Genomic DNA, 24,799 nt, shown 5'->3' on the forward strand with positions numbered 1-24,799 from the left:
GAGGTTCCGCCGCGCTGCGTGTTTTCAGCGATCACGCGCGTCTCGGCTTGAGTGCCTGATGCGCCGCGCCCACCGCAAGCGCGGCACTCGCGACATCCGTCGCCTCACGCGGAGCAGGGAACCGCCATGAAGCATCACTTTGAGCAGTTGCGGCTCGATTCGGTCAGCCGCAGTTTCACGAACCCGCAAGGCCACGCGATCGCCGCGCTGCAGGGTCTCGATCTGACGATCCGGCGCGGCGAGTTCATCGCGCTGCTGGGGCCGTCGGGTTGTGGCAAATCGACGGCGCTGAACTGCATCGCCGGGTTGCAGCCGCTCACCGGCGGCGGCATCTGGCTCGACGAGCGGCGCATCGACGTGCTGCCGCCGGAAAAGCGCGGCTTCGGCATGGTGTTCCAGAACTACGCGCTGTTCCCGCATATGAGTGTGCTGGAGAACGTCGGCTTCGGGCTGAAAATGCGCGGCGTCGGCAGAAGCGAGATCGCGCGCCGTGCACGCGAGGCCTTGAAACTGGTGCAACTGACCGGTCATGAGCACAAGCTGCCCGGCCAATTGTCCGGTGGCCAGCAGCAGCGTGTCGCGATCGCGCGTGCGATCGTGATCGAGCCGCCGCTGATCCTGATGGACGAGCCGCTGTCGAATCTCGATACGAAGCTGCGCATCGAAATGCGCGCGGAAATTCGCCGCATCCATACGCAGCTCGAACGTGCGACGCTGTACGTGACGCATGATCAGGACGAAGCGCTGTCGATGGCCGATCGCATCGTCGTGATGAGGGAAGGCCTCGTGCAGCAGGTCGCGACGCCGAAGGAGGTCTATACGCGGCCGCGCAATCTGCATGTCGCGCGCTTCATGGGTTATCGCAATGTCGCCGAGTTCACGCTGGAGGGCATACAAGGCGATGGCGTCGTGGTCAGTGCCAACGGCGTGCGGCTCATCGGCACGCCGATGGCCGGCTTCGACGGCAAACGCGTGAGTGTCGCGCTGCGCCCCGAAGACATGGAGCGCGCCGAGCCCGGCGCCGACAACGCGTTCGAGGCGCTGATCGACGCGGTCGAATACGGCGGCCACGATTCGCTGCTGCGCGTGAAGACCGCGTTCGGCGACGTGTGGGCGCGCGTGACCGGTGAATGCGCGGAGGGCGAGCGCATCACGCTGCGCGCGCGGCCGTCGTGCGTGCTCGTCTACGACGCCGAGGCCGCATGAACACGCCGACGCTTGTCCCCCCGCTTACGTCCCGCGCGCCGCGCGATGCCAAGGCCTGGCTCGTCGCGCCCGCGCTGTTCTTTATCGTCGCGCTGTTCATCTATCCGTTCGCGTATGGTCTCGCGCTGTCGTTCCGGCCGATGAACGGCGGCGGCGTGTGGGCCAACTATCTGACGTTCTTCACCGACACGTCGATGTGGCCGACGATTTTCGTTACGCTGAAGCTGTCGGTGCCGGCCACGCTGATCAACGTCGGCGTGTCGGTGCCAGTCGCGTTCGCGCTGCGCCGCTACTCGCGGTATCAGAAGATCGTCACGACGCTGTTGGTGATCCCGGTGACGCTCGGCACCGTGCTGATCGCCGACGGCATGCTCACGTACTTCGGTCCGCACGGCTGGCTGCCTCAGGCGTTGCAGGCGCTGCATCTGTACACCCAAGAGGTGCGGCTCACGCACAACTTCACGGGCGTGTTGCTGTCGCTGATCGTGTCGGGCTTTCCGTTCGCGTTTCTGCTGACGCTGTCGTACGTGACCGGCATCGACCCGACGCTCGCAAGCGCGGCCGCGACGCTCGGCGCGAGTCCGTGGCAGCAGTTTCGCCGCATCTATCTGCCGCTGCTCGTGCCGGGGCTCACGATGGCCGCGTGTCTGTCGTTCGTGCAGGCGTTCTCGGTGTTTCCGTCGGCGGTGCTGCTCGGCGCGCCCGCGGGTCCGACGCGCGTGATGTCGATTGCCGCGGCCGAAGCCGCGTTCGAAAGCTACGACTATTCGCTCGCATCGGCGATCGCGATGGTGATGGGGTTCGTGCAACTGCTGGTGGTCGCCGCGCTGCTCGGCGCGCGCCGCTGGTTCTATCGTGGTCCCGTAACGGGAGGCAAAGGCTGATGACGACCGATCGCCGCGCGACGCAGCCCGACTGGTCCGCGTCCACCTCCGCTTGCGCGGCGCCTCAGCCGGGCGACGGCGCCCGCGAGCCAGCGCAACGTGCGCGTCAGCGCGCGAATCTGCCGGGCCGCATCTGGCAGGTGCTGGTATGGGCCGTGATGGCGTTCTTCCTGATCAACGTCGTGCTGCTGATTGCGACCGTCGCGGTGAATTCGATCGCGACGCGCTGGTTCGGCACCGCGTTGCCGCAAGGCTTCACGTTGCACTGGTATGCGCAGGCGTGGAGCGACTTCCAGCTCGCGAGCGTGCTGTGGGTGACCGTGCAGGTGGTCGGCGCGGTCGTGCTGCTGTCGGTGCTGCTCGGCGTGCCGGCTGCGTATGCGCTCGCGCGCGTGCAATTCCGCGGCAAGCGCCTTGCGATGCTGATCTTTCTGCTGCCGTTGATGGTGCCGCCCTTCACCTACGGCATTCCGATGGCGACCGCGATGTACAAGGTCGGACTCGCCGGCACGCTATGGGGCGTAATTCTTGCGAATCTCGTACCGGCGCTGCCGTTCGTGATTCTCGTGATGACGCCGTTCATCGAGCAGATCGATCCGAATCTCGAAGCGGCCGCGCGCATTTTCGGCGCGAACACGTTCCGCTATTTCCGTTATGTGCTGCTGCCGCTGCTCGTGCCGGGCATGCTGGCGGCGGGGCTGCTCGTGTTGGTGCGCACGATCGGCATGTTCGAGCTGACGTTTTTTACGGCCGGTCCGGCCACGCAAACGCTGGTGGTCGCGTTGTACTACGCTGTGTTTTCGACCGGCGTGCGCGCGCCGCAATCGATCGATGCGATGGCGATGATCTATATGGCGATCACGTTGGTCTGGGTGCTGATCGCACTACAATTCGTGAGCCCGACGCAGATCGTGTCCCGCGTGAAAGAACAGAGGCGCTGACGCATGGTCGGCCCCAATCGTGGAGTAGACGTTGACGAAGAGAAAGACCCCCGAGGAATTGCGTAGTCATCGCTGGTACGGCGCGAACGATCTGCGTTCGTTCGGCCACCGCTCGCGCACCGCGCAGATGGGCTACAACCGCGACGAATACGCGGGCAAGCCGGTCATCGCGATTCTGAACACGTGGAGCGAGATCAATCCGTGCCACACGCATTTCAAGCAGCGCGTCGAGGAAGTGAAACGCGGCATCTGGCAGGCCGGCGGCTTTCCGATCGAGCTGCCTGTGCAGACGCTGTCCGAGCCGTTCCAGAAGCCCACCACGATGCTGTACCGCAATTTCCTCGCGATGGAAGCCGAGGAGATGCTGCGCTCGTATCCCGCCGACGGCGTCGTGTTGATGGGCGGCTGCGACAAGACCACGCCCGCTTTGTTGATGGGCGCGATCTCGATGGATCTGCCCGCCATCTTTCTGCCTGCCGGCCCGATGCTGCGCGGCAACTGGAACGGCGTGACGCTCGGCTCGGGTTCCGATTCATGGCGCTACTGGGCCGAACTGCGCGCGGGCACGCTGACGCCGGACGACTGGCAGGGCGTCGAGGGTGGCATCGCGCGCTCGCCCGGTCACTGCATGACGATGGGCACCGCATCGACGATGACGAGCGCGGCCGAAGCGCTGGGCTTCACGCTGCCCGGCTTCGCGTCGATTCCCGCGCCCGATTCGCGGCATGCGCAGATGGCCGCGCAAACCGGCATGCGTATCGTCGAGATGGTGTGGGAGGATCTGAAGCCGTCGGACCTGATCACGGCGGCATCGGTCGATAACGCGGTGACGACTTGTGTCGCGCTGTCCGGGTCGACCAATTCGGTCGTGCATATGATCGCGCTTGCGCGGCGCGCGGGCATCGAGTTGACGCTCGACCGCTTCGACGAGATCGCGCGCCGCACGCCCGTGCTCGCGAACATCAGACCGACCGGCGCCTATCTGATGGAGGACTTTTTCTACGCGGGCGGTTTGCGCGGGCTGCTCGCGGAACTGGGCGAACTGATCGACGGCTCGCAGAAAACCGTGAACGGCCGCACGCTCGGCGAGAACCTTGCCGGCGCGCGCATTTTCAACGACGACGTGATCCGCCGCCGCACGAATCCGCTACTGCGCGACAGCAGCCTCGCGGTGCTGCGCGGCAATCTCGCGCCCGACGGCGCCGTGATCAAGCCCGGCGCGGCCGAGCCGCATCTGCTCGTGCATACGGGCCGTGCGGTCGTGTTCAGCGACTACGACGACATGGCCGCGCGCATCGACGACGACGCGCTCGACATCGACGAAAGCTGCGTGCTCGTGCTGCAGCACGCGGGGCCGGTCGGCGCGGGCATGCCCGAATGGGGTCAACTGCCGATTCCGCGCAAGCTGCTGCAAAAAGGCGTGCGCGACATGGTGCGCATCTCTGACGCGCGGATGAGCGGCACGAGCTATGGCGCGTGCGTGCTGCACGCGGCGCCCGAGGCATTCGTCGGTGGGCCGCTGGCGTTGGTGCGAAGCGGCGATCTGATCGAGCTCGATGTGCCGCGCCGCAGGCTGAATCTGCTGGTATCGGACGAAGAGCTCGCGCGCCGCAAGGCCGCGTGGGTCAAACCCGCTGCGCGCTTCGAGCGCGGCTATGGCGCCCTGCATCAGGCGCACGTGATGCAGGCGGATCAAGGCTGCGATTTCGACTTCCTGCAGCGCGGCGGCGTGAGTCCCGATAGCTCGGGCGAGCCGGAGATTCACTGAGGTTCAATACCCCACGCGATACACGCGCCCCGTCTGCGCCCCCTCCACACTGCGCAGATAAGCAAGCGCCGCGCGTTGCGCGCTGACGGGCTCGAAGCCGCGAAAGAACGGCGCGTAAGCCTCCATCGACTCGGTCAGCACGGTCGGACTCACCACGTTGATGCGCAGCCCGCGCGGCAGTTCGATCGCGGCGCCGCGCACGAAGCCCTCGAGCGCGAGATTGACGGTCGTCGCGCTCGCTCCTTGCGGGATCGGCTCGTCGCCCAGAATGCCGCTCGTCAGCGTGAACGATCCGCCGTCGTTCACATACGGCAGCGCCGCGAATACGACGTTGATCTGGCCCATCAACTTGTCGCGCAGCCCGACCCAGAACTGCTCGATGCTCATCTGCTCCAGCGGACCGAAATGCACCTTGCCGGTCGCGGTGACGACGCCGTCCACCTTGCCGATGTCGCGAAACAGTCGCTCGACGCTCGCCGGGTCCGTGCTATCGACGTGATATTGCCCGCGCGTCGCGCCCACCTCGATCACTTCGTGACGCGCCTTCAGCTCCGCGCGGATCGCCTGGCCCAGCGTGCCCGTGGCACCGATGACGACGATTCTTTTCATCCGCAACTCCATTAAACGAACCCACGTTAAACCAGGCAAAGCACGCACCAGAATAAAACAGTGCGTGCTGCGTGATTGCCTGATAAATCGGAATAAACCCGGTAATTCAAACGCGCGCGTATAAAGGGATGATACGCGCGCGCCTATTTCACCCGATGTAATTCGATTACGCGCGCAGGCCGCAAATGATTGAGCGCATAGTGAATGCGGCCACGATCGTGGCGCTGTCCGACCGGACGCGGGTCGTCGTACTGATGGTCGGCCGAGTAGACGTCGAGCGGCTCGGCCATGCCCTTGTCGATCACCGAGTAGCCCGGTTCGAGCGCGAGCAGCAGGTGGTTGCCGCCGACCCTGCTGTCGAAGCCGGCCATGCCATCGAGCGACTCGGGCACGCTGTTGTCGAGCGTCGCATTGCTGGTCGTGACCGCGTCGGGCGAGATCGCGCCGTGGCCCGCCAGACGGGCTGCTTCGCGGTTCTTGCCGTCGGTGTCGACCGTGCTGTCGTGCGTGCGGTCGTTGTGCAGGTCCGTGCTTCGTGGGTCCTTCGGGTCCGGTTTCGTACCGGCGTTTTCGGGTTTGCTGATCGCGCTGTTCATCGTGCATTCTCCTGAAGCAAACATTCGAAGAAAGAGCAAAAGCCGTTCCGACTGACACGGCGCCGCGGTGCGCGGGAGTCGCGATGCGTTGTCCGCCATCCTTCGATGCGAGTGGCGTTACCTCGCGATTAAACGGCGATGACGTCCGCGATTCATTTCGTTTTTTTCAATGGACGCGTATTTTCTACAGAGTATGATCTTACTCCTGCGACCGACGCGCGGATAAATTGACGGCATGCTCCGGCTGCTCCGGCATGGTGGGAAAAACTAACAAACAAATGGCCGCGCGACTGAGAAAATGTTACGGGGCTTCAGGGGCGGGTGACTCATGCACTTCGATGCTGCATTCACACATCGCGGCTATCTTTTGAATTGCGAACCGGCGCGCTCGGGCGACGGCTCCTGGCAACCGTATGTGGTGATCTCGCGCTCGAGCGACGGCGAACTGGTCGCTAACCGTTTCTTTCCCACGGAACTGCGCTTCTCCGACGAAGCCGCTGCCATCGCGCACGCGCGCGATTGGGCAGTGCGCTGGATCGACGCGAGCAGTCTGACTATCTGAAGTCAGGGAACGATGCGTGCGTGCCAGCGCACGTCGACGCAATGAATCCGAGCCGACCTGCGCGCTGCCGGGCGGGCACCGTTAAAACGCGGTAATCTCTGCTCGATAACCACTTCGAACCGTGCACGCCGCACGGCGCCGTCCCTTATGCCCAACGAGCCTTCCCATAACTGGGGCCTTGAACAGATCGTCGCCGACCTGCGCGCCTCGCGCGAGCAATTGCATCGCACGCGGCATCCGCTCGGCATTCGCGAATTGCCATCGCGCGAAGCGGTGGTCAATATCGTGGCCGGTCTGCGCGCCGCGATGTTCCCGACGCATTACGGCGCGCCCGATCTAACCGACGAAACGGTCGACTACTACGTCGGCCACACGCTCGAAAGCACGTTGCGGCTGCTCGCCGAACAGATTCGCCGCGCGCTGCGCTTCCTGCCCGAGTTCGGCGAGACGCCGGACGCCGAGTTGCGGGAGCGCGCGTTCGCGGTGGCGCGCGAGTTCGCGACGCAACTGGCGGGCATACGCGCGCTGCTCGTCAGCGACATCCAGGCTGCGTACACCGGCGACCCTGCCGCGCAGCACATCACCGAAATCCTGCTGTGCTATCCGGGCGTGTGGGCGATGACGCATCATCGGCTCGCGCATGCGCTGCATCGGCTCGGCGTGCCGCTGCTGGCGCGCTTCATCAACGAGATCGCGCACTCGGCGACCGGCATCGACATTCACCCGGGCGCGACGATCGGGCCGAGCTTCTTCATCGATCACGGCACCGGCGTGGTGATCGGCGAGACAGCGATCATCGGCGAGCGCGTGCGCGTGTACCAGGCGGTCACGCTCGGCGCGAAGAGCTTCGCGGCCGATGAGGACGGCACGCTGATCAAGGGCAACGCCCGGCATCCGATCGTCGAGGACGATGTCGTGATCTACGCGGGCGCGACGATTCTCGGACGCGTGACGATCGGGCGCGGGTCGGTGATCGGCGGCAACGTGTGGCTCACGCATAGCGTGCCGCCGGGCAGCAGCGTATCGCAAGGCAAGGTCCGCGAAGGAGAGCGCACCGACAACGGACGGCAATGATGCACGGCTAGCCGCCGCGCCCGCACGCCGGGCCGATAGCATCGCGCTGCGCCTAGCCGATCGGCCAATGGCGCAACCACGGCAACGCATGCATGCCATGCAGCCACACATGCTCGCCGATAAACCACGCGGCCGCCCAGGACGCCGCGACGACGATCAGATCGCAGTGCCCGCTATTCCATAGATTCAACGAATGTCGCCCGGCGATCCACGGCACGCCGAGCGGATTCGGCCAGTCGGCGAGCAGATGCATCAGGCCGCCGCACGCGAAGCCGAACGCGGGCGCCGCGAAGATCGAATGTCCGAGCGTGTGATACGACACCGCTAGCAGCGCGAGCCAGCCGATGCCCCAATGCGTCAACGTGCGATGCGTGATCCACAGCCGCCGCGCGCGCGACCACCATGCGACTTCGAGCCAGTCCGGCGCGGTGCTGCCGGCCACGCCGGCGATGAAGCTCAGCAGCACGCCAGCATGAAACGGACCGCCGCCGCTGCGCGCGACGATCGCCGCCGCGATGATGCCGGCTGCGAAACCGGTCGCATGATGCGCTTTGCTGGATGCCATCGAAACTCGCGGCACACGTGCCGCGCGAAAAACAAAGGGCGGCTATGTTCGCAGATGGGCGCGTAAAAAAATAGCCGATGCGCGAGATAAAAATTCGCGCACCGGCCTTCCGTGCATGACGCGCACGGCGTTCAAGCGCGCCGCGCCGCTCAGGTCGCGCAGCGCGCGATATCGAAGCGCATTTCCTCCTCGGGCGGATCGTCGGGGGCATGGGCCGGATGCACGACCTTGATGACCGTGTTGCCGTTGAGCGGGGTCAGCGTGACGAAGTACGAGTTGTGCGAATCGGCACCGACCGCAAGTTCGGTCGCCGCGCCGGCGTGCGAGGTGCGCACGCGCGGCAGACGTTCTTCGAGGCAGGCGGCGATGGACGCAGGCGTGCGTGACGACGACACGTACACGAGCGGTGCGGACGCATCGCGCGCGGAGCCGCCCGATGAACCGCAAGCGGCGAGGGTGGCGGTGAGGGCGACAGCTGGGGCAAGCATGAGAAGTCTTTTCATGATCCGATCGTCGGCATTCCCGGTCATGCATGGGAAGGTGAGGCGCGGGCGAAGCGCGATGCGCTGACGTACAGCGCGATGCTTCGCGACGAAGCTGCCGTGCAGGCGGCGCGGTTTCGCGGCGTCGCACGGCGGCCGGGGCAGTATACCGAGCATGTGTCGACGTCGTCACTAGCGCGGCCATGCGTTTATTGGTCTGACGGCAAACCGCCGTCAGAAGCGATGCCGCAGACCGACTGCCGCGGCGACCTGGTTGCCGGTCGACGACGGCGCAAGCGTATTGATCGCCGCGACGTTCGCGCCGAATCGGCATTCGAGCGAAAGTTGCTGCTTGCGCCCCGTTGACTGTCGATTCGCAGCGAAGTGTAATTGCCGCTATGCGGATATTTAATTGCGCGCCTTACAACGGTTTATTTCCGAATCGGGGATTATGTGAATTAATCGCGTAAGTGCAGGTCCGCAAAAGGAAATTATTTTTACGATGAATGGCGGGAGCCTCGCGGCGAGCAGAAGGGCAAAGCGGACGAGGCCGTTTGCGCTGATTCCCACGGTTTTGCGCAATGCAGTCTTTCGAAGAAAGCCTTAAATGGAGGGGGATGCCACTTATAATTTTGATAGACCCCTTCGACCAAAGGGTGTCTTTTTCATTTTTACACGCGGCTTTCGGGCCGCGTTTTTTTATCTGAAATTTAAAGCGGATTTATAAATCGTCGCGTAGGTGAATATAACTTTTCGCGCGTTGAGCGGCTGCGCCGTTCCGAACGCGCCTTGTCCGTTCGTCAGAGCGAGCAGGGCCAGGCGGGCTGGGCAGGTAGAATCGCGGGTTCGAAATCTGTTTGTGCGCCCCGCGAAGTGAGTGAACCTGTGATGACCGACACGCCCTTTCCCTCGACCGACACGAATGCCGAGTTCCTCGGACCGGACGACAGCGTGCATGAAGAACGTCTGTGGCGCGACAACGGCTGGACCGCGCGCATCATCAAGAACGAAGACGACGAAGGCTGGGCCGTCGAAATGATCAAGGACGGCGAGGCGGAGCCTGCGCTCGTCGGACCGTGGACGATGGGCCGCAACAAGAAGGATCCGAAGCCGCTCGACGTATCGGCATTCAACGCGCTCGTGAAAACCGCGGCGGAAGTGCTGCGTCGTCACGAGCAGCAGCTGCGCGCGCAACTGCACAAGACGGTGCGTGTGCCGAGCGCGGACGGCAACGGCGAACTCGACATCATGCTCGACATCGTCCCCGACGAAGACGAGCCGTATGCACTGTTGAGCGCGCTCGATATTTTCGGCGAGCAGATCGCGCAAGTGCAGGTTGCGCCGACGTTCAAGCTCAGCAAGGCGAGCGCCGCGGCGTGGGTGGCAAACGAGTTTCGTCGGCCGGGGTAAGTGGCGGTTGTAGGCGCGGTTGCGTCGTGATCGGATCCGCTGGTCGCTGACACTGCCGGCGATCATGGCGCAGTTGGCAGAGCGGCGCTGCTATTTCACTGGCCACTCGAACTGGCTCGTGGTCGAAGATATCGACGATCGTGGCGAAACGGTCGAATACGACGTCTCGCCAAACCCTAGCTGCGCTTGCAGAAAATCGCGGTGATGAGCGGCGCGACGTGATGCACGATCGCCGTGCTGCCGGCGTTTTCAAGCGCGCTTTTAACATTGTCGTCGCTGCCGAACACGACCGCGCCATACGCGGACTGGGCGACCGGTTCGCCGTCGCCGACCCGGAACATCGGGTCGTCCTTTTCGAAGCCCACCACCGCGAATACGCGGAAACCGAACGCGGTCAGATGCGCATCGGGCATCGGCGAGAACGCGTTGATCGAGTTGCTTTCGACGTGACTTGGCTTCGGTTTGATCAGCTGCTGCTGCATCAGATCGGCAATGAACTGGTGGCCGCTCTCATTGCATGTCAGCGGCGCGTCGAGCTCCACGGCGAACGAGGAAAGGGGCAGCGCGGCGGCGGCGGCAAACAGCAGAGGGACAAGGAGACGGTTCATGAGCGTAGGCGGGCGTCAACAGTCGATGTCGTGGATTAGCAACCACTGCGCCATCCCCCCCGGAGGGCACGAGCGGTGCTGCACATCGAACAGATTTTGCATGACTGGCACAACGGGATTCGCACTTTACAGCGATTCGGTGAATTCCGCTTTGTGACGGACACACGAACGGTATCTGCAAATTGCAGAGCAACGTATGGCATAACAGCAAGCTTTCAGAATCCCGTATATATTTCCGCCTTATGACTTCGCAACCCCGACCTCCAATCAACGTTCCGCCGCCACGTACGTGGGACGCCCGGCTCGCCCGCCGGCTCGTGACACCGCTAGTCGACAGCTGGGTCACCCCGAACCATTTGACCACGCTGCGCCTGCTGATCGGCGTCGCAGGCGCGCTGTGCCTTGCGCACGGGGGATTCGCGTGGGCCAATGCGGGCGCACTGCTGATCGTCCTGTCGAATTTCGTCGATCACACGGACGGCGAACTCGCGCGAGTGGGCGGCAAGTCGAGCCGCATCGGTCATTTTTACGACCTCGCCTGTGATGCGCTCGTGACCGTGATGCTGTTCGTCGGCATGGGTATCGGTGTCGGCGGCGCGCAGATCGACGCTTTGAAGCTCGCGCCCGGCGTGCTCGGCGCGGTGGCTGGTGTCGCGGTCGCCCTGATCTTCTTTTTGCGCATGCGGATCGAGGAAATGGTCGGCAAGGCCGGCACGAAGCAGGCGTCGATGGGGGGCTTCGAAACCGAGGACGTGCTGTACCTGCTGCCCATCGTCACGCTGACGAATGTCGTCGCGCCGTTCGTGGTGGTCGCGTCGATCGGCGCGCCGCTGTTCGCCGTATGGGTGGTGATCGACTACTGGCGCGTCGCGCGCCGTAGCGCTCGCCCGACGGCCAAGGCCGCCAGCGCGTCTGAATCCCGTCGACAGTGGGCCAGCAAATGAATCTGCACGCCGAAGACGACGTGATCGCGCCCGTGTCGTCAGGCACGCCCGTCGCGGCGCTCACGCCCGCGCCCGATGCCGACCGCGCGGTCGCCAGCCGTACCCGCACGTTCGACAACGCGCGTCTGCGTAAAGACTTCGCCGCGCAGGACGCGTTTCTGTATCTGGACGAGTTCCTCGCGCCGGAAGTGACCGCGCAGCTGGTACACAGCGCGCGCGCACTGCTCGACGAAGTGAACCGCAACTATCTGCCGGGTCACAAGCAGGGCGGCAGTGTCAGCCGCCATACGATCGACCGTCTCGCGCCGTTCATCGCCGAGCTGTATCGCTCGAAGGAGTTGATCGGCTGGCTCGAGCAGTTGAGCGGCGACCAGTTGCAGGTGTCGCCCGCCGACGATCCGCACGCCTACGCGCTCTACTACTACACGCGCCCCGGCGACCATATCGGCTGGCACTACGATACTTCGTATTACGACGGACGCCGCTACACGCTGCTGCTCGGCGTGATCGACGAATCGTCGTGCCGGCTCGACTACGAACTGCATACGCGCAATCCGGAGGTGCCGGACCAGCCGGGCTCGGTGCAGATTCCGCCGGGCGGCCTCGTGTTTTTCGATGGCGACAAGCTGCGTCATCGCATCACGGCGGCCGGGCCGAACGAGATGCGTGTGTCGCTGACGTTCGAATACGTCACCGATCCCAACATGCGGCCGTGGCGCCGCTTCGTTTCCAACATGAAGGACGCGATCGCGTACTTCGGTTTCCGCCAGGTGTTCCGTCAGATGGCCTCGCGCGGCAAGGACGCCGCGTGAGTCGGGCGGCCCTGCTTCTGCTGTCGATCGGCTCGGCGCTGTTCGTCGGCCTGCTCGCCTGGCAGGGCTTCGGCTCGGTGGCGTCGACCTTGCTCGCAGCCGGCTGGGGCCTCGCGGTCGTCGCCGCGTTCCACGTGGTGCCGCTCGTGCTCGATGCGGCTGCGATCGCCGTGCTGTTCAGGCGCGACCACCCCTCGCGTGACGGTGCGCATGAAGGTCCGGCAAGCGGTGCAACCAGCGGCGCGACGAGCGCTGCACGAGCCGAACCCTCGCTGCGCAATGCGCTGTCCGCGCGCTGGATCGGCGAGTCGGTGAATAGCCTGCTGCCCGCTGGGCAGATCGGCGGCCCGGTGGTGATGGTGCGTCAACTGTCGCAGCGCGGCATGCTGCTGCGCGACGCGGCCGCCGCGATCACCGTCAGCACGACCTGGCAGGCGCTCGCGCAAATCATGTTCGCGCTCGGTGGCCTCGCGATGTTCGGCGCGTACGCCGCGCATGGCACGCTGCACGACCTGCGCACCGCAACGCTGATTGCGACCGGCGTGCTCGGCGCGCTGATCGCCGCGTTCTACTTCGCCCAGCGGCGCGGTCTGTTCGGCCGGCTGCTGGGCGTGGTGTCGAAGGTGTTCGGCAAGCGCGACTGGTCGTCGCTGATGACGCGCGCGGAAGCCGTCGATGCCGCCGTGCAGTCGCTGTACCGCGAGCGCGGCCGCGTGGCGGCGAGCTTTGCGCTGAGCCTCGTGGGATGGGTCGTCGGCACGGCCGAGGTATGGCTCGCGCTGCGTTTTCTCGGTCATCCGGTCGGCTGGATCGACGCGCTGCTGCTGGAAAGCATCGGCCAGGCGATTCGCGGCGCGGCCTTCATGATCCCGGGCTCGCTCGGCGTGCAGGAGGGCGGCTATCTGCTGCTCGCGCCGCTGGTGGGTTTGCCACCCGACGCGGCGCTGGCGTTGTCGCTCGCCAAGCGTGCGCGTGAACTCCTGCTGGGCCTGCCGGGCCTGCTTGTATTGCACTTCAGCGAACGAAGCTGGCAACGGCGGCGCGCTCCACGGCGCGTGCCGGTTGCCGATTGACCCCCGTACTTTTTTCAAAGGACCGCGCATGCGCGCAATCATTCTCGCAGCGGGCCTCGGCCTGCGTCTCCAGCAGCCGCCGCAAGCCCAGTTTCCGAAATGCCTGTTGCAGTTCGACGGCATGAGCCTGCTCGAACGGCATCTGCAGATGCTCAAAACCGCTGGCGTGACCGACGTCGTGCTGGCGCTCGGTTTCCAGCCGGAATCCGTGCAGGCGGAACTCGCGCGCATCGACTGGCCGCACAAGGTCGAGACCGTGCTCAATCCGCGCTTCGATCTTGGCAGCGTGCTGACCGTGCATACCGTTGCCGACGCGTTGACGCGCGGCGGCGACGTGCTGCTGATGGACGCCGACGTGCTGTACGACGAGCGCATCCTGAGCGCGCTGGTGGCGGGCGAGTCGGTGAACCGTCTGCTGATCGACCGCGATTTCGAAGCGGGCGACGAGCCCGTCAAGCTGTGCCTGAAGGACGGCGTGCCGGTCGAGTTGCGCAAGCAGCTCGCGGTCACTCTGGAGTACGACACGATCGGCGAGTCGGTCGGTTTCTTCCGCTTCCGCGAGGAAACCGCGCGACGCTTCACGCAGATCGTCGCGGGCTATATCGACAGCGGCCGCGCGAACATGCCGCACGAAGAGGCGGTGCGCGACCTGCTGCTCGAGCGCAGCCAGGTGTTCGACACGGCCGAGGTGAGCGGCGCGCCGTGGATCGAGATCGACTTTCCGAACGACGTCGCGCGTGCCGCCAACGAGATCCTGCCGCAGTTGCAGCCGCTCGTCAGCGCATCGCGCTGAGGCGTCCGTGCCGCGCGCGAAGATGCACGGCAGCGCGCGATGGCACCCGGCAAAACCCCTTCGCGCGACAACATTTGTTGTCGCCGCGATGCCATAATCGACGCTTTCCATTGATGGCTGGCCGCCCGTCGCCATGACAATGCTGCTCGCTTTAGGCGCTTTCATCGTTCCGCTGATCGTCGCGTGCGCGATGTTCATGGAAAACGTGGACGGCACGGTCATCGTGACGTCGCTGCCGGTTCTGGCACGCGACCTCGGTCATGATCCGATCACGCTGAAGCTTGCGGTCACCGCGTATGTGATCGGCCTTGGCGTCTTTATCCCGATCTGCGGCTGGGTCGCCGACCGCTTCGGTTCGCGCACCGTGTTCCGCACCGCGATCGGCATCTTCATGGCGGGCTCGCTGCTGTGCGCGGCCTCCACTTCGCTCGATACCTTCGTGCTCGCGCGCTTCGTGCAGGGCATCGGCGGCGCGCTGATGGTGCCGGTGGGCCGCATCATCATCTTCCGGTCGCTTCCGAAGTCGGAGTTCATTCGCGCGATGAACTATCTGACGGTGCCGGCGTTGCTCGGTCCGGTGGTCGGGCCGCCGCTCGGCGGCTTTATCACGACCTATCTGCACTGGCGTCTGATCTTCGTGATCAACGTGCCGATCGGCCTGCTCGGCATCTGGCTCACCAACAAATACATCGCCAATACGCGCGAGCCGCATCCGGGCCGGCTCGACTGGCTCGGCTTCGCGCTGTCGGCTAGCGGGGCTTCGCTGTTCATGCTCGGGCTCTCGCTGGTCGGCGGCGAACTGGTGTCGACGGGACAATCGGTCGGCATGTGCGTGACCGGCATCGTGTTGCTGCTGCTTTATGTGCTGTATGCGAGCCGCGTCGCGCTGCCGGTGCTCGATCTGCGTTTGCTGCGCATTCCAAGTTTTCATGCGAGCGTGATCGGCGGTTCGCTGTTTCGGATCGGTCTTGGCGCCGTGCCGTTCCTGTTGCCGCTCGCGTTGCAGGAAGGGCTCGGCATGACCGCGTTCAGAGCCGGCGCGATCACGTGCGCGTCCGCGTTCGGTTCGATCTTCATGAAGACGGTGGCGTCGCGCATTCTCGAACGCTTCGGCTTTCGTACCGTGCTGATGGTCAACGCCGCGTGCGCGGGTCTCGCGATCGCCGTGTACGGGTTGTTCTTTCCCGGCACGCCGCATTGGGTGATCTGGTGCATCGTGCTGGTGGGCGGCTTCTTTCCTTCTCTGCAATTCACGTCGCTCAATACGCTGGCCTATGCCGATATTCCGGGCAGCGACGTCGGCCGCGCGACGAGTGTCGCGAGCGTCATCCAGCAGATGTCGCTCGGCCTCGGCGTGACGATCTCGGGCATCGTGCTGCAGATTTCGCATCGTGTGCAAGGGCATCCGAACATCGTGTTCTCCGATTTCTGGCCGGCGTTTCTCGTCGTCGGTCTGTTCTCGTGCCTGTCGATTCCGATTACGCGGCGGCTGCCGCGAGACGCGGGCGATGAGATCTCGCGCGGCAGTCGCGGGCGCGCGTAAGCCATCATACGGATGCCGTCGTCGTCGATGAGGAGGTCATGAAGTTGTTTCGCAACGTCAAAGCTTCAACCAGTGCTTCGATCAGCGGTCTTGCCCAGATCGCAATCCTTTGCGTTTCAACCGGGTTTCTCGAGGCGGCGCCTGCTGTCGCGAAAGCGCCCGCGAAGACGCAACCGGCCGTGCTTGCCGGTTCGGCGATTGCGGTGCCGGACTCATACAGCGCCGATGCCGCCGAGCAGATCTTCAACGAAGGCGGCAATGCGGTCGATGCGGCCGCCGCGATCGCCTTCACCCTTGCGGTCACGTTCCCGGATGCGGGCAACATCGGCGGGGGCGGGTTCATGACGCTGTACGTCGACAACAAGCCTTATTTCCTCGACTATCGCGAACGCGCGCCGCTCGCCGCGACGAAGAACATGTATCTCGACGACAAGGGCGAGATCATCAAAGGCATGAGCCTGGTCGGCTATCGCGCGGTGGGCGTGCCAGGCACCGTTGACGGCATGTGGCAAGTGCAGCGCCGTTTCGGCAAGCTGAAATGGCAGCAGGTGCTCGCGCCGGCTATTCACTATGCGCGCGACGGCTTCGTGGTCGCCCCGCAACTGCAGAAGCTGCGCGACGACGCGGCGAAGAACTTCGCGGGCAAGACCAATTTCGACACCTACTTCCGCAATCTGAAGCAGGGCGTCACCTTCAGGCAGCCTGACCTTGCCGCGGTCCTGCAGCGTATTTCCGATCAGGGCGCGAAAGATTTCTACACGGGCAAGACTGCGGATCTGATCGCCGCTTCAATGCGCGGCCACGGCCTGATTACGAAGGCCGATCTCGCGCAGTACAAGGCGGTTTGGCGCGAGCCGGTGCAGGCGAACTGGAACGGCTACCGCGTGATCACCGCGCCGCCGCCGAGTTCGGGCGGCGTCGGGCTCGTGCAACTGCTGAAGATGAAGGCCGATATCGCGCCCGAGTTCAAGAACGTGCCGCTCAATTCCGTGCAATACGTGCATCTGATCGCGGAGCTCGAGAAGCGCGTGTTCGCGGACCGCGCGCAGTATCTCGGCGACCCGGATTTCTACAAGGTGCCGGTCGCGCAACTGATCAACGACCCGTATCTGGCCAAGCGCGCGGCCGAGGTCGATCCGAATATGCCGTCGGACACGAAGAGCATTCAGCCGGGGCTCGGGACCTCGATGCCGGAGAAGGCGGAGACCACGCATTTTTCGGTGGTCGACAAATGGGGCAACGCGGTGTCGAACACGTACACGCTGAACGGCGCGTTCGGCTCGGGCGTCGTGGTGGATCGGGCAGGCATCGCGCTGAACGACGAGATGGACGACTTCTCCGCGAAGCCGGGCGCCGCGAACATGTTCAATGTGGTCGGCAGCGACGTGAATGCGATCGAGCCGAAGAAGCGCCCGTTGTCGTCGATGGCGCCGACGATTCTGACGAAGGACGGCAAGGTCGCGCTCGTGATCGGCACGCCGGGCGGATCGCGGATCTTCACGACGATCTTCCAGGTGATCAACGACATCTACGACTTCGACATGCCGTTGCCGGATGCGCTCGCCGCGATGCGTTTCCATCACCAGCTATTGCCGCCGAATACGATCTATTCGGAGCCGTACAAGCCGATCGAGGGCGAACTCGCCCAGCAGCTCGAGGCGAAGGGCTACAAGCTGGAAGGGCAGGAATTCACCGGCGATGTTCAGGTGATCAGGATCGATGGGGACGAGCCGGAGGCGGCGGCCGATCCGCGCGGGCGAGGGGTGACGCGGGTGGTTCGGTAGGGTTTCACTCTGGGCATCCAGGCAAGGCTGCCCAACGCAAAGTGCCCCATCACCCTGCCTGCTCCACCGGCGTCACCGTCAACTCCACCCGCTGCGCGCCGCGCAACACCGTCACGTTGACCGGCTTGTCGATACGCGAAGCATCGAGCGTGCGTTGCAGTGCATCCACATCCTGCACCGGCTGCGCGTCGATCGCGACCATCGTGTCGTCGGTGCGCAAGCCGCCGAGCGCCGCCGGACTGCCTTTGACGATCTCCATCACGCGCACGCCGCTTTGCGTGCCGAGCCCGAAGTAGCGCTGCACGCGCCGCGACAGCGGCGTCGTCGTGCCGGCCACGCCGATATACGCGCGTCGCACGCGACCGTGCGCGAAGATCTGCATGACGACCCACTTCGCGGTATCGATCGCGGTCGCAAAACAGATGGCCTGCGCGCCAGGAATGATCGCAGTATTCACGCCGATCACCTGACCCGCCGAATTGATCAGCGGTCCGCCCGAGTTGCCCGGATTCAATGCCGCGTCGGTCTGGATCACGTCGTAGATCATGCGGCCGGAGTTCGAGCGCAGCGACCGGCCGAGCGCCGAAACGACGCCGGTCGTCACGGTCTGTTGCAGCCCGAGCGGGTTGCCGACCGCAATGGCGATCTGCCCGACGCGCAGCTTCGATGATTCGCCGAGTTCGACATGCGGCAGCGGTTCCGGCGAACCGATGCGCAGCACCGCGAGATCGCTGCCGGGATCGTCGCCGACCAGATCGGCGTCGAACTTCGCGCCGTCGGCCAGCGTCACCTGGATATGCGTCGCGCCATGCACGACGTGGCTATTGGTCAGCAGGTAGCCGTCGGGCGTGAACAGGAAGCCCGAGCCAGTGCCGCCCCGCACGCCGCGCCCATGCGCGGACGCGTCGCCGGGCAGCCGGCGTTCGACGGCGATAAACGCGACCGCCTGCTGCACGCGCTCCAGTGCACCGATCACGGTGCGGGAGTAGGCGTCGAGCAGCGCGTCGTCGTCGCGGGTCAAAAGCTCGGTGGATTGGGGCCCGGGGGCGTCGGATGCGGCGCTCGACAGGTCATCGATGAAGCGTGGGCGGCTTCCCATAACGATGCTCCGGATAGACGGGCTCCGAGATGCGGGGCGCCGCGCGAGTTTTCAAGTGCATCGCGGGGGCGTCGGCGGCGTCCCGGCCGCGCCGCCAGACCGGTGGCCACAGCCCGTGAGACACTTTCCCGGGCGGGCCGTCGCTCGCCGCTCGCTCGCGCCACGGAGACCCTGTTCATGTCCGCATCTAACGCTTCAGCGCCGCAATCCCCGCAGCCGGGTCCACGCATCGAGTCGCTCTGTGCGATCACGCTCGCCACCAGCGACATGCAGCGCGCCGTCGCGTTCTACGAAGCGCTCGGCTTCCCGATCAAGTTCGGCGGTCCGCGCGAGGCCTTCACGTCGTTCGCGTTCGGCAGTTCGTATTTGAACCTGATCGCCGATGCGCGCGCGCCGGTCAACTGGTGGGGGCGCGTGATCATCTACGTGTCGGACGTCGACGCGTTCCATGCCAGGGCGGTGGCGGCAGGCTTGCAGCCGACGTTCGCGCCGTCGGATGCGCCGTGGGGCGAGCGCTATTTTCATATCACCGATCCGGACGGCCACGAACTGAGCTTCGCGCGGCCGCTGCCCTAGCGGCGGAAGTCGGGGCAAACTCGCTATCATGGGGTTATCACGCATGTGCAGCGGCCGCCCACGCGGTAACACGGCTGACACCTCGCGCTTCGATAATCGAACGCGACCGCGTCGCGCTAGCCGCCGCGCGCCATCCCATTCCTGTTGCGAGGAGAGCCGCAATGAAAGAGCCGGACCCGAGACCCGATATCGAACTGATGGCGGAGCGGCAACGCCGTTTCGAGGAAGACCTCATCGATGCCTACGACGAAGAACTCGAAATGGAGGTCGACGACCGCATCATCGACGGCCCGGACGGCTTTACGCCCGAGCATCGCGAGGCGCGCAAGCAGTACTTCCGCGAACTGTTCCGGCTGCAGGGAGAACTGGTCAAGCTGCAGGACTGGATCGTCGCGACCGGGCACCGGCTCGTCGTGATCTTCGAGGGGCGCGACGCGGCCGGCAAGGGCGGCGCGATCAAGCGCATCACACAGCGCCTCAATCCGCGCGTGTGCCGCGTGGCCGCATTGCCCGCGCCGAACAATCGCGAGCGCACGCAATGGTATTTCCAGCGCTATGTATCGCATCTGCCGGCGGGCGGCGAGATGGTGCTATTCGATCGCAGCTGGTACAACCGCGCGGGCGTCGAGCGCGTGATGAACTTCTGCACCGACGAGGAATACGAAGAGTTTTTCCGCTCGGTGCCGGAGTTCGAAAAGATGCTGGCGCGCAGCGGCGTGCAGATCCTCAAGTACTGGTTTTCGATCACCGACGAAGAGCAGGAAATCCGCTTCCAGAACCGCATTCGCGATCCGCTCAAGCAGTGGAAGCTGAGTCCGATGGATCTGGAAAGCCGGCGCCGCTGGGAAGCCTATACGCTGGCGAAGGAGGTGATGCTGCAGCGCTCGCATATCCCCGAGGCGCCGTGGTGGGTCGTGCAGGCCGTCGACAAGAAACGCGCGCGCCTGAACTGCATTCGGCATCTGCTGAGCCAGGTGCCGTATCACGAGATCGAGCATCCGCAGATCGACTTGCCGTCGCGTGTCTATCACGAAGACTATAGCCGTCAGCCGGTGCCTCAGTCGATGATCGTGCCCGAGGTGTATTAAAAGCGGATCGTATGAAATAGCCGGCCAACGAAAAAGCGCGGTACGTATATCAGCGTACCGCGCTTTTCTTCTTGCTTCGCCCCGCCAGATCGGCGAACTCAGAACACCGAACGGAACACCCAGAACAGTGCGCCCGCGAGCGCGATCGACGCGGGCAACGTCAGCACCCATGCGAGGATCAGACTGCGCACCGTGGCCCATTGCAGACCCGAGCCGTTGGCCGCCATCGTGCCGGCCACGCCGGAAGAGAGCACATGGGTCGTCGACACCGGCAGACCGTAGAGGTCGGCGGCACCGATCGTGACCATCGCGACGAGTTCAGCCGACGCGCCCTGGCCGTACGTCAGATGCTGTTTGCCGATCTTCTCGCCCACCGTAACGACGATGCGCTTCCAGCCGACCATCGTGCCGAGACCCAGCGCGATCGCGACCGCCACCTTGACCCACGGCGGAATGAACTTGGTCGCGTGGTCGATCTGGGTTCTGAAGTTGGCAATGATCTTCGCGTCTTCGGGCGAGAACTGCGGCTGATTGGCCTTCTGCATCAGACGGATCGCCTCGGAGGTGACATACATGTTGTTGCGCACGTTATCGACGATGCCTTGCGGCACCGCGGCCATCGAGCCCGACTCGGCGACCTGGCGACCGATCTGCTCGGTCAGCTGCTGCAGCGCCGGCAGCGTGGCGGGCGTCAGCTGACGGGTGCGCACGAAGGCCTCGACGTCGGCGCGCGGATCCGCGGAAGGCGCCGCGCCCTGCGTGTAGCGCGACAGCGTCGCCGCGGTTTGATGCGCGACCGCGACGAAGTTCTGCGTTTGCGCCGGCGTGACCGCCTTGTTCAGCGCGTAGGCGGTGGGCACGGTACCGATCAGGATCAGCATGATCAGCCCCATGCCTTTCTGGCCGTCGTTCGAGCCATGCGCGAACGACACGCCCGTGCAGGTCAGAATCAGCAGGCAGCGAATCCAGAACGGCGGCGGCTCCTTGCCCTTCGGCTCGGCATACAGCGCGGGCACGCGCACGACGGCCTTCAGGATCAGCAGCAGCAGGCCCGCAAGCAGAAAGCCCACGATCGGCGAAAACAGCAGCGACTTGCCGACGCCGAGCGCCTGATTCCAGTCCACGCCACTGGTGCCGTTCGCACCATGCAGCATCTGATTCATCAGACCTACGCCGATGATCGAGCCGATCAGCGTGTGCGAACTCGAAGACGGCAGGCCCAAAGACCACGTGCCCAGATTCCAGATGATCGCGGCGATCAGCAGCGCGAATACCATCGCGAAGCCGGCGCTGCTGCCAACCTGCAGAATCAACTCGACGGGCAGCAGTTGCAGCACGCCGAAGGCGACCGCTCCGCTCGACGTCAGCACGCCCAGAAAATTCCACGTGCCGGACCAGACCACCGCGATATTCGGCGTCAGCGAGTGGGTGTAGATGACGGTGGCGACCGCGTTGGCCGTATCGTGAAAGCCATTGACGAACTCGAAGCCGAGCGCGATCAGCAGCGCGACACCGAGCAGCAGATACGGCAGTACCGAGCTTTCGCGTACGGGCTGCAGATCGTCTATCAGATGAACGCCGCAGTACACGACGCCCGCGATGAGCAGGGCAACGAAAATAACCAGGCCCGCGTTACGGCCTTTGCCGCTGGCGGCGCCTGGTTGCGGATACGAAAGTTCCGGCATGACGTGAGCCCCAAAAAGTGGTCGCAGAGTTCTTGATGCTGCTTTCGCTGTGTGTCGCAACGATGACAACTACGTGACGGCGTTGGGGGTGCGGGAAAAGCAGGGGGCGGCGCGGCCTATGCTACGCCGCTCACGCCGGTAAATACTACGCAGGCTGGCGGACGGGAATAGTAAGATGTCCGAACCGGACTAAGCAAGTGATGAATAGCACGAGCGGCGAGCGGGCTTCGGTTGCGCTTACGATGCGCTGACTACTTCGCCGCTTGCGCTGCCACCGAGGGTGCGTTTATAAGCTTGCGCGACGATTTCCGCCGGTACCCCTTGCGACGGATCGCGGCCCATCGATTCGAGCGTTTCGGCGACCCACCCCGGGCTCACTACATTGACGCGGGCCTTGCCTCGCAACTCGAGCGCGGCCGAGCGAGCGAACGCTTCGACACCCGCATTGACGATGCTGACCGCGGCGCTGCCTTCCATCGGCTGTTGCGCGAGCACGCCGCTCGTCAGTGTGAACGAGCCGCCTTGCGACACATGGTCCACGCCGCAGCGCACCAGATTGACCTGCCCCATCAGTTTATTGGCAAGACTAAAAGAAAAGTCTTCGTCGCCAAGCGCCGCGAGCGGCGCGAATTTCGCGGAGCCGGCCGCGCAGATGATCGCGTCGAAGCTGCCGGCTTGCGCATACATCGCTTCGATGCTGCGTTTGTCCGACAGGTCGACGTGCAGTTCGGAGCCTTTGCGGCTCGCGCCGACCACGTCATGCTCGGTGGCGAGCAGCCTCACGATGTGCGAACCGAGCAGGCCGGTCGCACCGACAACGAGTATTCGCATACATCCTCCTAAGGTCTGTTTGCGGCAATTGCCGCACTGCACACTGCATCGTCGCCCGAGCACTCGCCGAAGCGTGCAACGCGCGATCCTATCGGTCGAGGATAGACGCTGCCGGCGCGACGCGCCAACGCGTGAGGGAAGAGCCGGCTGACACGCGCCGCGATCCTCCTGAGCATCATTTTTGCTACGCTGGAAGTAAGGTCATGTTTCCCGGGAGCGTCGATGAAGCAAGACAGCGAGACAGTCAACGAGCCGGTAGAGGACGAACCGGCACAGCGTGCCTTCACTTCCTATGCCGCGCCGCTCGTCGACGAGGCGATCCGGCTCGCCAAAGGGGTGCACGGCGACGCGTCACCCGAAGCGCTGCACAAACTGCGCGTTTCACTGCGGCGTTTGCGTTCGTTATGGTGGGCTTTCGCACCGCTGCTCGACAAGGGCGAAAATTCCCGGCAACGCGCGGTCTACAAGTTTCTCGCCACCGCGGCGGGTAAAACGCGCGATTGGGACATCCTGATCGCGTTGCTCAGGCAGCAAGACAGCGGCGCGCAAGCATTGATGCCGAAGCTCGAGCAGGCGCGCCGCGACACGCTGGCGACCAGCCGCGAGACGTTGTTGAACGCCGACGTCAAACACCTGCTGCGCGATGCGTTGGCCACCACTTCCGCGCAACTGCACGCCACGCACGATTCGGCTATTGCGCTGCGCAAATTTGCCGCTCGACGCATAGGGGCGTCGGAGCGCTCATTGAAAAAGCGCATCAAACGCGCGCGCCATGCGAAACGCTCGAATTACGCAGCCTTTCACGATGTCAGAAAAGCGGGCAAGAAACTGCGCTATCTGTTCGAGTTTTTCGGGCCGCTGCTTAAAACCAGCCATAAGCGCACGCTCAAGCGCCTGAAAAAAATCCAGAAGCGCTTCGGCATGCTCAACGATACCGTCGCGAGCGAAACGCTGTTGCGCGACAATGCCGCGTCGCTTGCCGACGCGGACCACATCGAAGCCGCGTTGGGTTGGCTCGACAGGAAACGCAAACGCCGCTTGCGCGCGGCGTCGGAGCTACTGGGCTGAGAGAGCGCGTTCGGTCCTCGCTAGCGCGGAGGATCCGCAGCCCAAAATGCACGGCGCACCGCGCTGCGGTCCGAAAGAATAGTCCGCGAAGGAGGCGAGGGGCGTGGCACCGCATGGGCTTTCGCTGCCTCATCGGCTGCGCCTGACGTTGCGCGCCGTTCGAGCCGGGATGACCCGCTATGTGGGCAACCGCCCGTGGGTGGCCGGCATCGCCGGCACGCTCGTCGCGTTGGCGATGTCGATCCGGACAGCGGTGGAGGTCGGCGAAGGCCGGAAGCGGGCGCGACGCGACAACAAACCGTTGTCGGTGCTGTTCATCGATATCGATCACTTCAAGCGTTTCAACGATACCTACGGCCATGAGAGCGGCGACGAGGTATGGGTCGCGGTGGCTGATTGCATCGCGTCCGTGGCGCTGCGCTCGGCCGATCTGGTCGCGCGCTACGGCGGCGAAGAGTTCGCGGTGGTGCTGCCGGATACGACCGCGCAGGGCGCGTTCGCGGTCGCGGAGCAGATTCGTCGCAAGGTGGAAAACCAGGTCATCGTGCGCGGACACGATGCGCCGCAGGCGGTGACGGTGAGCGTCGGCTGCGCAACGGCGCTGCCGAGCGCCACGGATGTCGCGAACGGACTCGAGCTGATGGCCGCCGCTGACGGACAGTTGTATGTGGCGAAGAACGAAGGGCGCAATCGCACCCGGTCGGCGCAGTGGGACGAGTATTCGGCGACGCAGGGGGTCTCGCGCACGGGGGCGGCGCCTTAACGCCAGGTGTTCGTTCGCGTGAGCGTGAGCGCCTT

24 protein-coding genes and 1 pseudogene are annotated in these 24,799 nt (G+C 64.6%); 17 read left to right on the forward strand and 8 right to left on the reverse strand.

The window, feature by feature from the left end:
• The first annotated feature begins 126 nt into the window (after positions 1-126).
• The 4 genes from OKW27_RS10780 to araD are packed head-to-tail and all read left to right on the forward strand — an operon-like array spanning position 127 to position 4,799.
• Positions 127-1,206 carry an ABC transporter ATP-binding protein gene (locus OKW27_RS10780; protein WP_429333457.1) on the forward strand — a complete coding sequence of 360 codons (1,080 nt, stop codon included), beginning with the start codon at positions 127-129 and terminating at the stop codon, positions 1,204-1,206.
• Positions 1,203-2,090, forward strand: a complete 888-nt coding sequence (locus tag OKW27_RS10785; RefSeq protein ID WP_429333458.1) for an ABC transporter permease — start codon at positions 1,203-1,205, stop codon at positions 2,088-2,090. The genes OKW27_RS10780 and OKW27_RS10785 overlap by 4 nt, the downstream gene beginning before the upstream one ends.
• Positions 2,090-3,031: an ABC transporter permease gene (locus OKW27_RS10790; protein WP_090807310.1), complete on the forward strand. Its 942-nt coding sequence runs from the start codon at positions 2,090-2,092 to the stop codon at positions 3,029-3,031. Before OKW27_RS10785 ends, OKW27_RS10790 begins: the two co-directional genes overlap by 1 nt.
• Positions 3,032-3,062: 31 nt before the next feature.
• On the forward strand, positions 3,063-4,799 hold the full coding sequence (gene araD, locus OKW27_RS10795; RefSeq protein ID WP_090807308.1) for an L-arabinonate dehydratase: 1,737 nt from the start codon (positions 3,063-3,065) through the stop codon (positions 4,797-4,799).
• Between the two features lie 3 nt (positions 4,800-4,802).
• On the opposite strand, the gene OKW27_RS10800 is transcribed toward araD, so the two are convergent.
• Positions 4,803-5,408: a short chain dehydrogenase gene (locus OKW27_RS10800; protein WP_090807306.1), complete on the reverse strand. Its 606-nt coding sequence runs from the start codon at positions 5,406-5,408 to the stop codon at positions 4,803-4,805.
• Between the two features lie 143 nt (positions 5,409-5,551).
• Positions 5,552-6,004, reverse strand: coding sequence for a DUF3005 domain-containing protein (locus OKW27_RS10805; RefSeq protein ID WP_184024819.1), 453 nt, complete (start codon positions 6,002-6,004; stop codon positions 5,552-5,554).
• A gap of 328 nt (positions 6,005-6,332) precedes the next feature.
• Between OKW27_RS10805 and OKW27_RS10810 the strand changes: the two genes are divergently transcribed.
• Positions 6,333-6,566, forward strand: a complete 234-nt coding sequence (locus OKW27_RS10810; protein WP_013092363.1) for a hypothetical protein — start codon at positions 6,333-6,335, stop codon at positions 6,564-6,566.
• A 147-nt stretch (positions 6,567-6,713) separates the two neighbouring features.
• The gene (gene epsC / locus OKW27_RS10815; RefSeq protein WP_090807303.1) at positions 6,714-7,640 is read left to right on the forward strand and encodes a serine O-acetyltransferase EpsC; all 927 of its coding nucleotides are present in this window, start codon (positions 6,714-6,716) and stop codon (positions 7,638-7,640) included.
• A gap of 52 nt (positions 7,641-7,692) precedes the next feature.
• On the opposite strand, the gene OKW27_RS10820 is transcribed toward epsC, so the two are convergent.
• A complete protein-coding gene (locus OKW27_RS10820) occupies positions 7,693-8,205 on the reverse strand; it encodes a metal-dependent hydrolase (RefSeq protein WP_184063278.1) in 513 nt (170 codons plus the stop codon).
• A 149-nt stretch (positions 8,206-8,354) separates the two neighbouring features.
• Complete coding sequence (locus OKW27_RS10825) at positions 8,355-8,864, reverse strand: hypothetical protein (protein ID WP_429333459.1); 510 nt, start codon at positions 8,862-8,864, stop codon at positions 8,355-8,357.
• Positions 8,865-9,575: 711 nt separating this feature from the next.
• Between OKW27_RS10825 and OKW27_RS10830 the strand changes: the two genes are divergently transcribed.
• The gene (locus OKW27_RS10830) at positions 9,576-10,097 is read left to right on the forward strand and encodes a hypothetical protein (protein ID WP_429333460.1); all 522 of its coding nucleotides are present in this window, start codon (positions 9,576-9,578) and stop codon (positions 10,095-10,097) included.
• A 176-nt stretch (positions 10,098-10,273) separates the two neighbouring features.
• On the opposite strand, the gene OKW27_RS10835 is transcribed toward OKW27_RS10830, so the two are convergent.
• Positions 10,274-10,705, reverse strand: a complete 432-nt coding sequence (locus OKW27_RS10835; RefSeq protein WP_187631301.1) for a hypothetical protein — start codon at positions 10,703-10,705, stop codon at positions 10,274-10,276.
• A 242-nt stretch (positions 10,706-10,947) separates the two neighbouring features.
• Between OKW27_RS10835 and OKW27_RS10840 the strand changes: the two genes are divergently transcribed.
• From OKW27_RS10840 to ggt, 6 genes are all read left to right on the forward strand, one after another.
• Positions 10,948-11,649 carry a CDP-alcohol phosphatidyltransferase family protein gene (locus tag OKW27_RS10840; protein ID WP_429333461.1) on the forward strand — a complete coding sequence of 234 codons (702 nt, stop codon included), beginning with the start codon at positions 10,948-10,950 and terminating at the stop codon, positions 11,647-11,649.
• The gene (locus OKW27_RS10845; protein ID WP_429333462.1) at positions 11,646-12,461 is read left to right on the forward strand and encodes a HalD/BesD family halogenase; all 816 of its coding nucleotides are present in this window, start codon (positions 11,646-11,648) and stop codon (positions 12,459-12,461) included. Before OKW27_RS10840 ends, OKW27_RS10845 begins: the two co-directional genes overlap by 4 nt.
• Positions 12,458-13,534, forward strand: coding sequence for a lysylphosphatidylglycerol synthase domain-containing protein (locus OKW27_RS10850; RefSeq protein ID WP_090807288.1), 1,077 nt, complete (start codon positions 12,458-12,460; stop codon positions 13,532-13,534). Before OKW27_RS10845 ends, OKW27_RS10850 begins: the two co-directional genes overlap by 4 nt.
• Positions 13,535-13,562: 28 nt before the next feature.
• A complete protein-coding gene (locus OKW27_RS10855) occupies positions 13,563-14,327 on the forward strand; it encodes an NTP transferase domain-containing protein (RefSeq protein WP_429333463.1) in 765 nt (254 codons plus the stop codon).
• A 139-nt stretch (positions 14,328-14,466) separates the two neighbouring features.
• A complete protein-coding gene (locus OKW27_RS10860) occupies positions 14,467-15,870 on the forward strand; it encodes an MFS transporter (protein ID WP_090810228.1) in 1,404 nt (467 codons plus the stop codon).
• A gap of 38 nt (positions 15,871-15,908) precedes the next feature.
• On the forward strand, positions 15,909-17,654 hold the full coding sequence (gene ggt, locus OKW27_RS10865; protein WP_429333464.1) for a gamma-glutamyltransferase: 1,746 nt from the start codon (positions 15,909-15,911) through the stop codon (positions 17,652-17,654).
• A 49-nt stretch (positions 17,655-17,703) separates the two neighbouring features.
• On the opposite strand, the gene OKW27_RS10870 is transcribed toward ggt, so the two are convergent.
• The gene (locus OKW27_RS10870) at positions 17,704-18,753 is read right to left on the reverse strand and encodes a S1C family serine protease (protein WP_429333465.1); all 1,050 of its coding nucleotides are present in this window, start codon (positions 18,751-18,753) and stop codon (positions 17,704-17,706) included.
• A gap of 177 nt (positions 18,754-18,930) precedes the next feature.
• Here OKW27_RS10870 and OKW27_RS10875 point away from each other — a divergent pair, with 177 nt between their 5' ends.
• Both OKW27_RS10875 and ppk2 read left to right on the forward strand, forming a co-directional pair.
• Positions 18,931-19,329: a VOC family protein gene (locus OKW27_RS10875; protein WP_090807279.1), complete on the forward strand. Its 399-nt coding sequence runs from the start codon at positions 18,931-18,933 to the stop codon at positions 19,327-19,329.
• Positions 19,330-19,490: 161 nt separating this feature from the next.
• Positions 19,491-20,417: a polyphosphate kinase 2 gene (ppk2, locus tag OKW27_RS10880; protein ID WP_429333466.1), complete on the forward strand. Its 927-nt coding sequence runs from the start codon at positions 19,491-19,493 to the stop codon at positions 20,415-20,417.
• 98 nt (positions 20,418-20,515) lie between these two features.
• On the opposite strand, the gene OKW27_RS10885 is transcribed toward ppk2, so the two are convergent.
• Together OKW27_RS10885 and OKW27_RS10890 are read right to left on the reverse strand one after the other, a co-directional pair.
• Positions 20,516-22,102 (reverse strand): inorganic phosphate transporter, encoded by a 1,587-nt coding sequence (locus tag OKW27_RS10885; RefSeq protein ID WP_090807275.1) that lies wholly within the window; start codon positions 22,100-22,102, stop codon positions 20,516-20,518.
• A gap of 237 nt (positions 22,103-22,339) precedes the next feature.
• Positions 22,340-22,933, reverse strand: a complete 594-nt coding sequence (locus tag OKW27_RS10890) for a short chain dehydrogenase (RefSeq protein WP_090807273.1) — start codon at positions 22,931-22,933, stop codon at positions 22,340-22,342.
• Positions 22,934-23,155: 222 nt separating this feature from the next.
• Here OKW27_RS10890 and OKW27_RS10895 point away from each other — a divergent pair, with 222 nt between their 5' ends.
• Both OKW27_RS10895 and OKW27_RS10900 read left to right on the forward strand, forming a co-directional pair.
• Complete coding sequence (locus OKW27_RS10895; protein ID WP_429333467.1) at positions 23,156-24,001, forward strand: CHAD domain-containing protein; 846 nt, start codon at positions 23,156-23,158, stop codon at positions 23,999-24,001.
• A 274-nt stretch (positions 24,002-24,275) separates the two neighbouring features.
• Positions 24,276-24,764: pseudogene (locus OKW27_RS10900) on the forward strand (GGDEF domain-containing protein); the annotation flags it as partial.
• Positions 24,765-24,799: the final 35 nt, after the last annotated feature.

This window comes from Paraburkholderia sp. 35.1 (assembly GCF_050436525.1).
Taxonomy (GTDB): Bacteria; Pseudomonadota; Gammaproteobacteria; order Burkholderiales; family Burkholderiaceae; genus Paraburkholderia; species Paraburkholderia tuberum.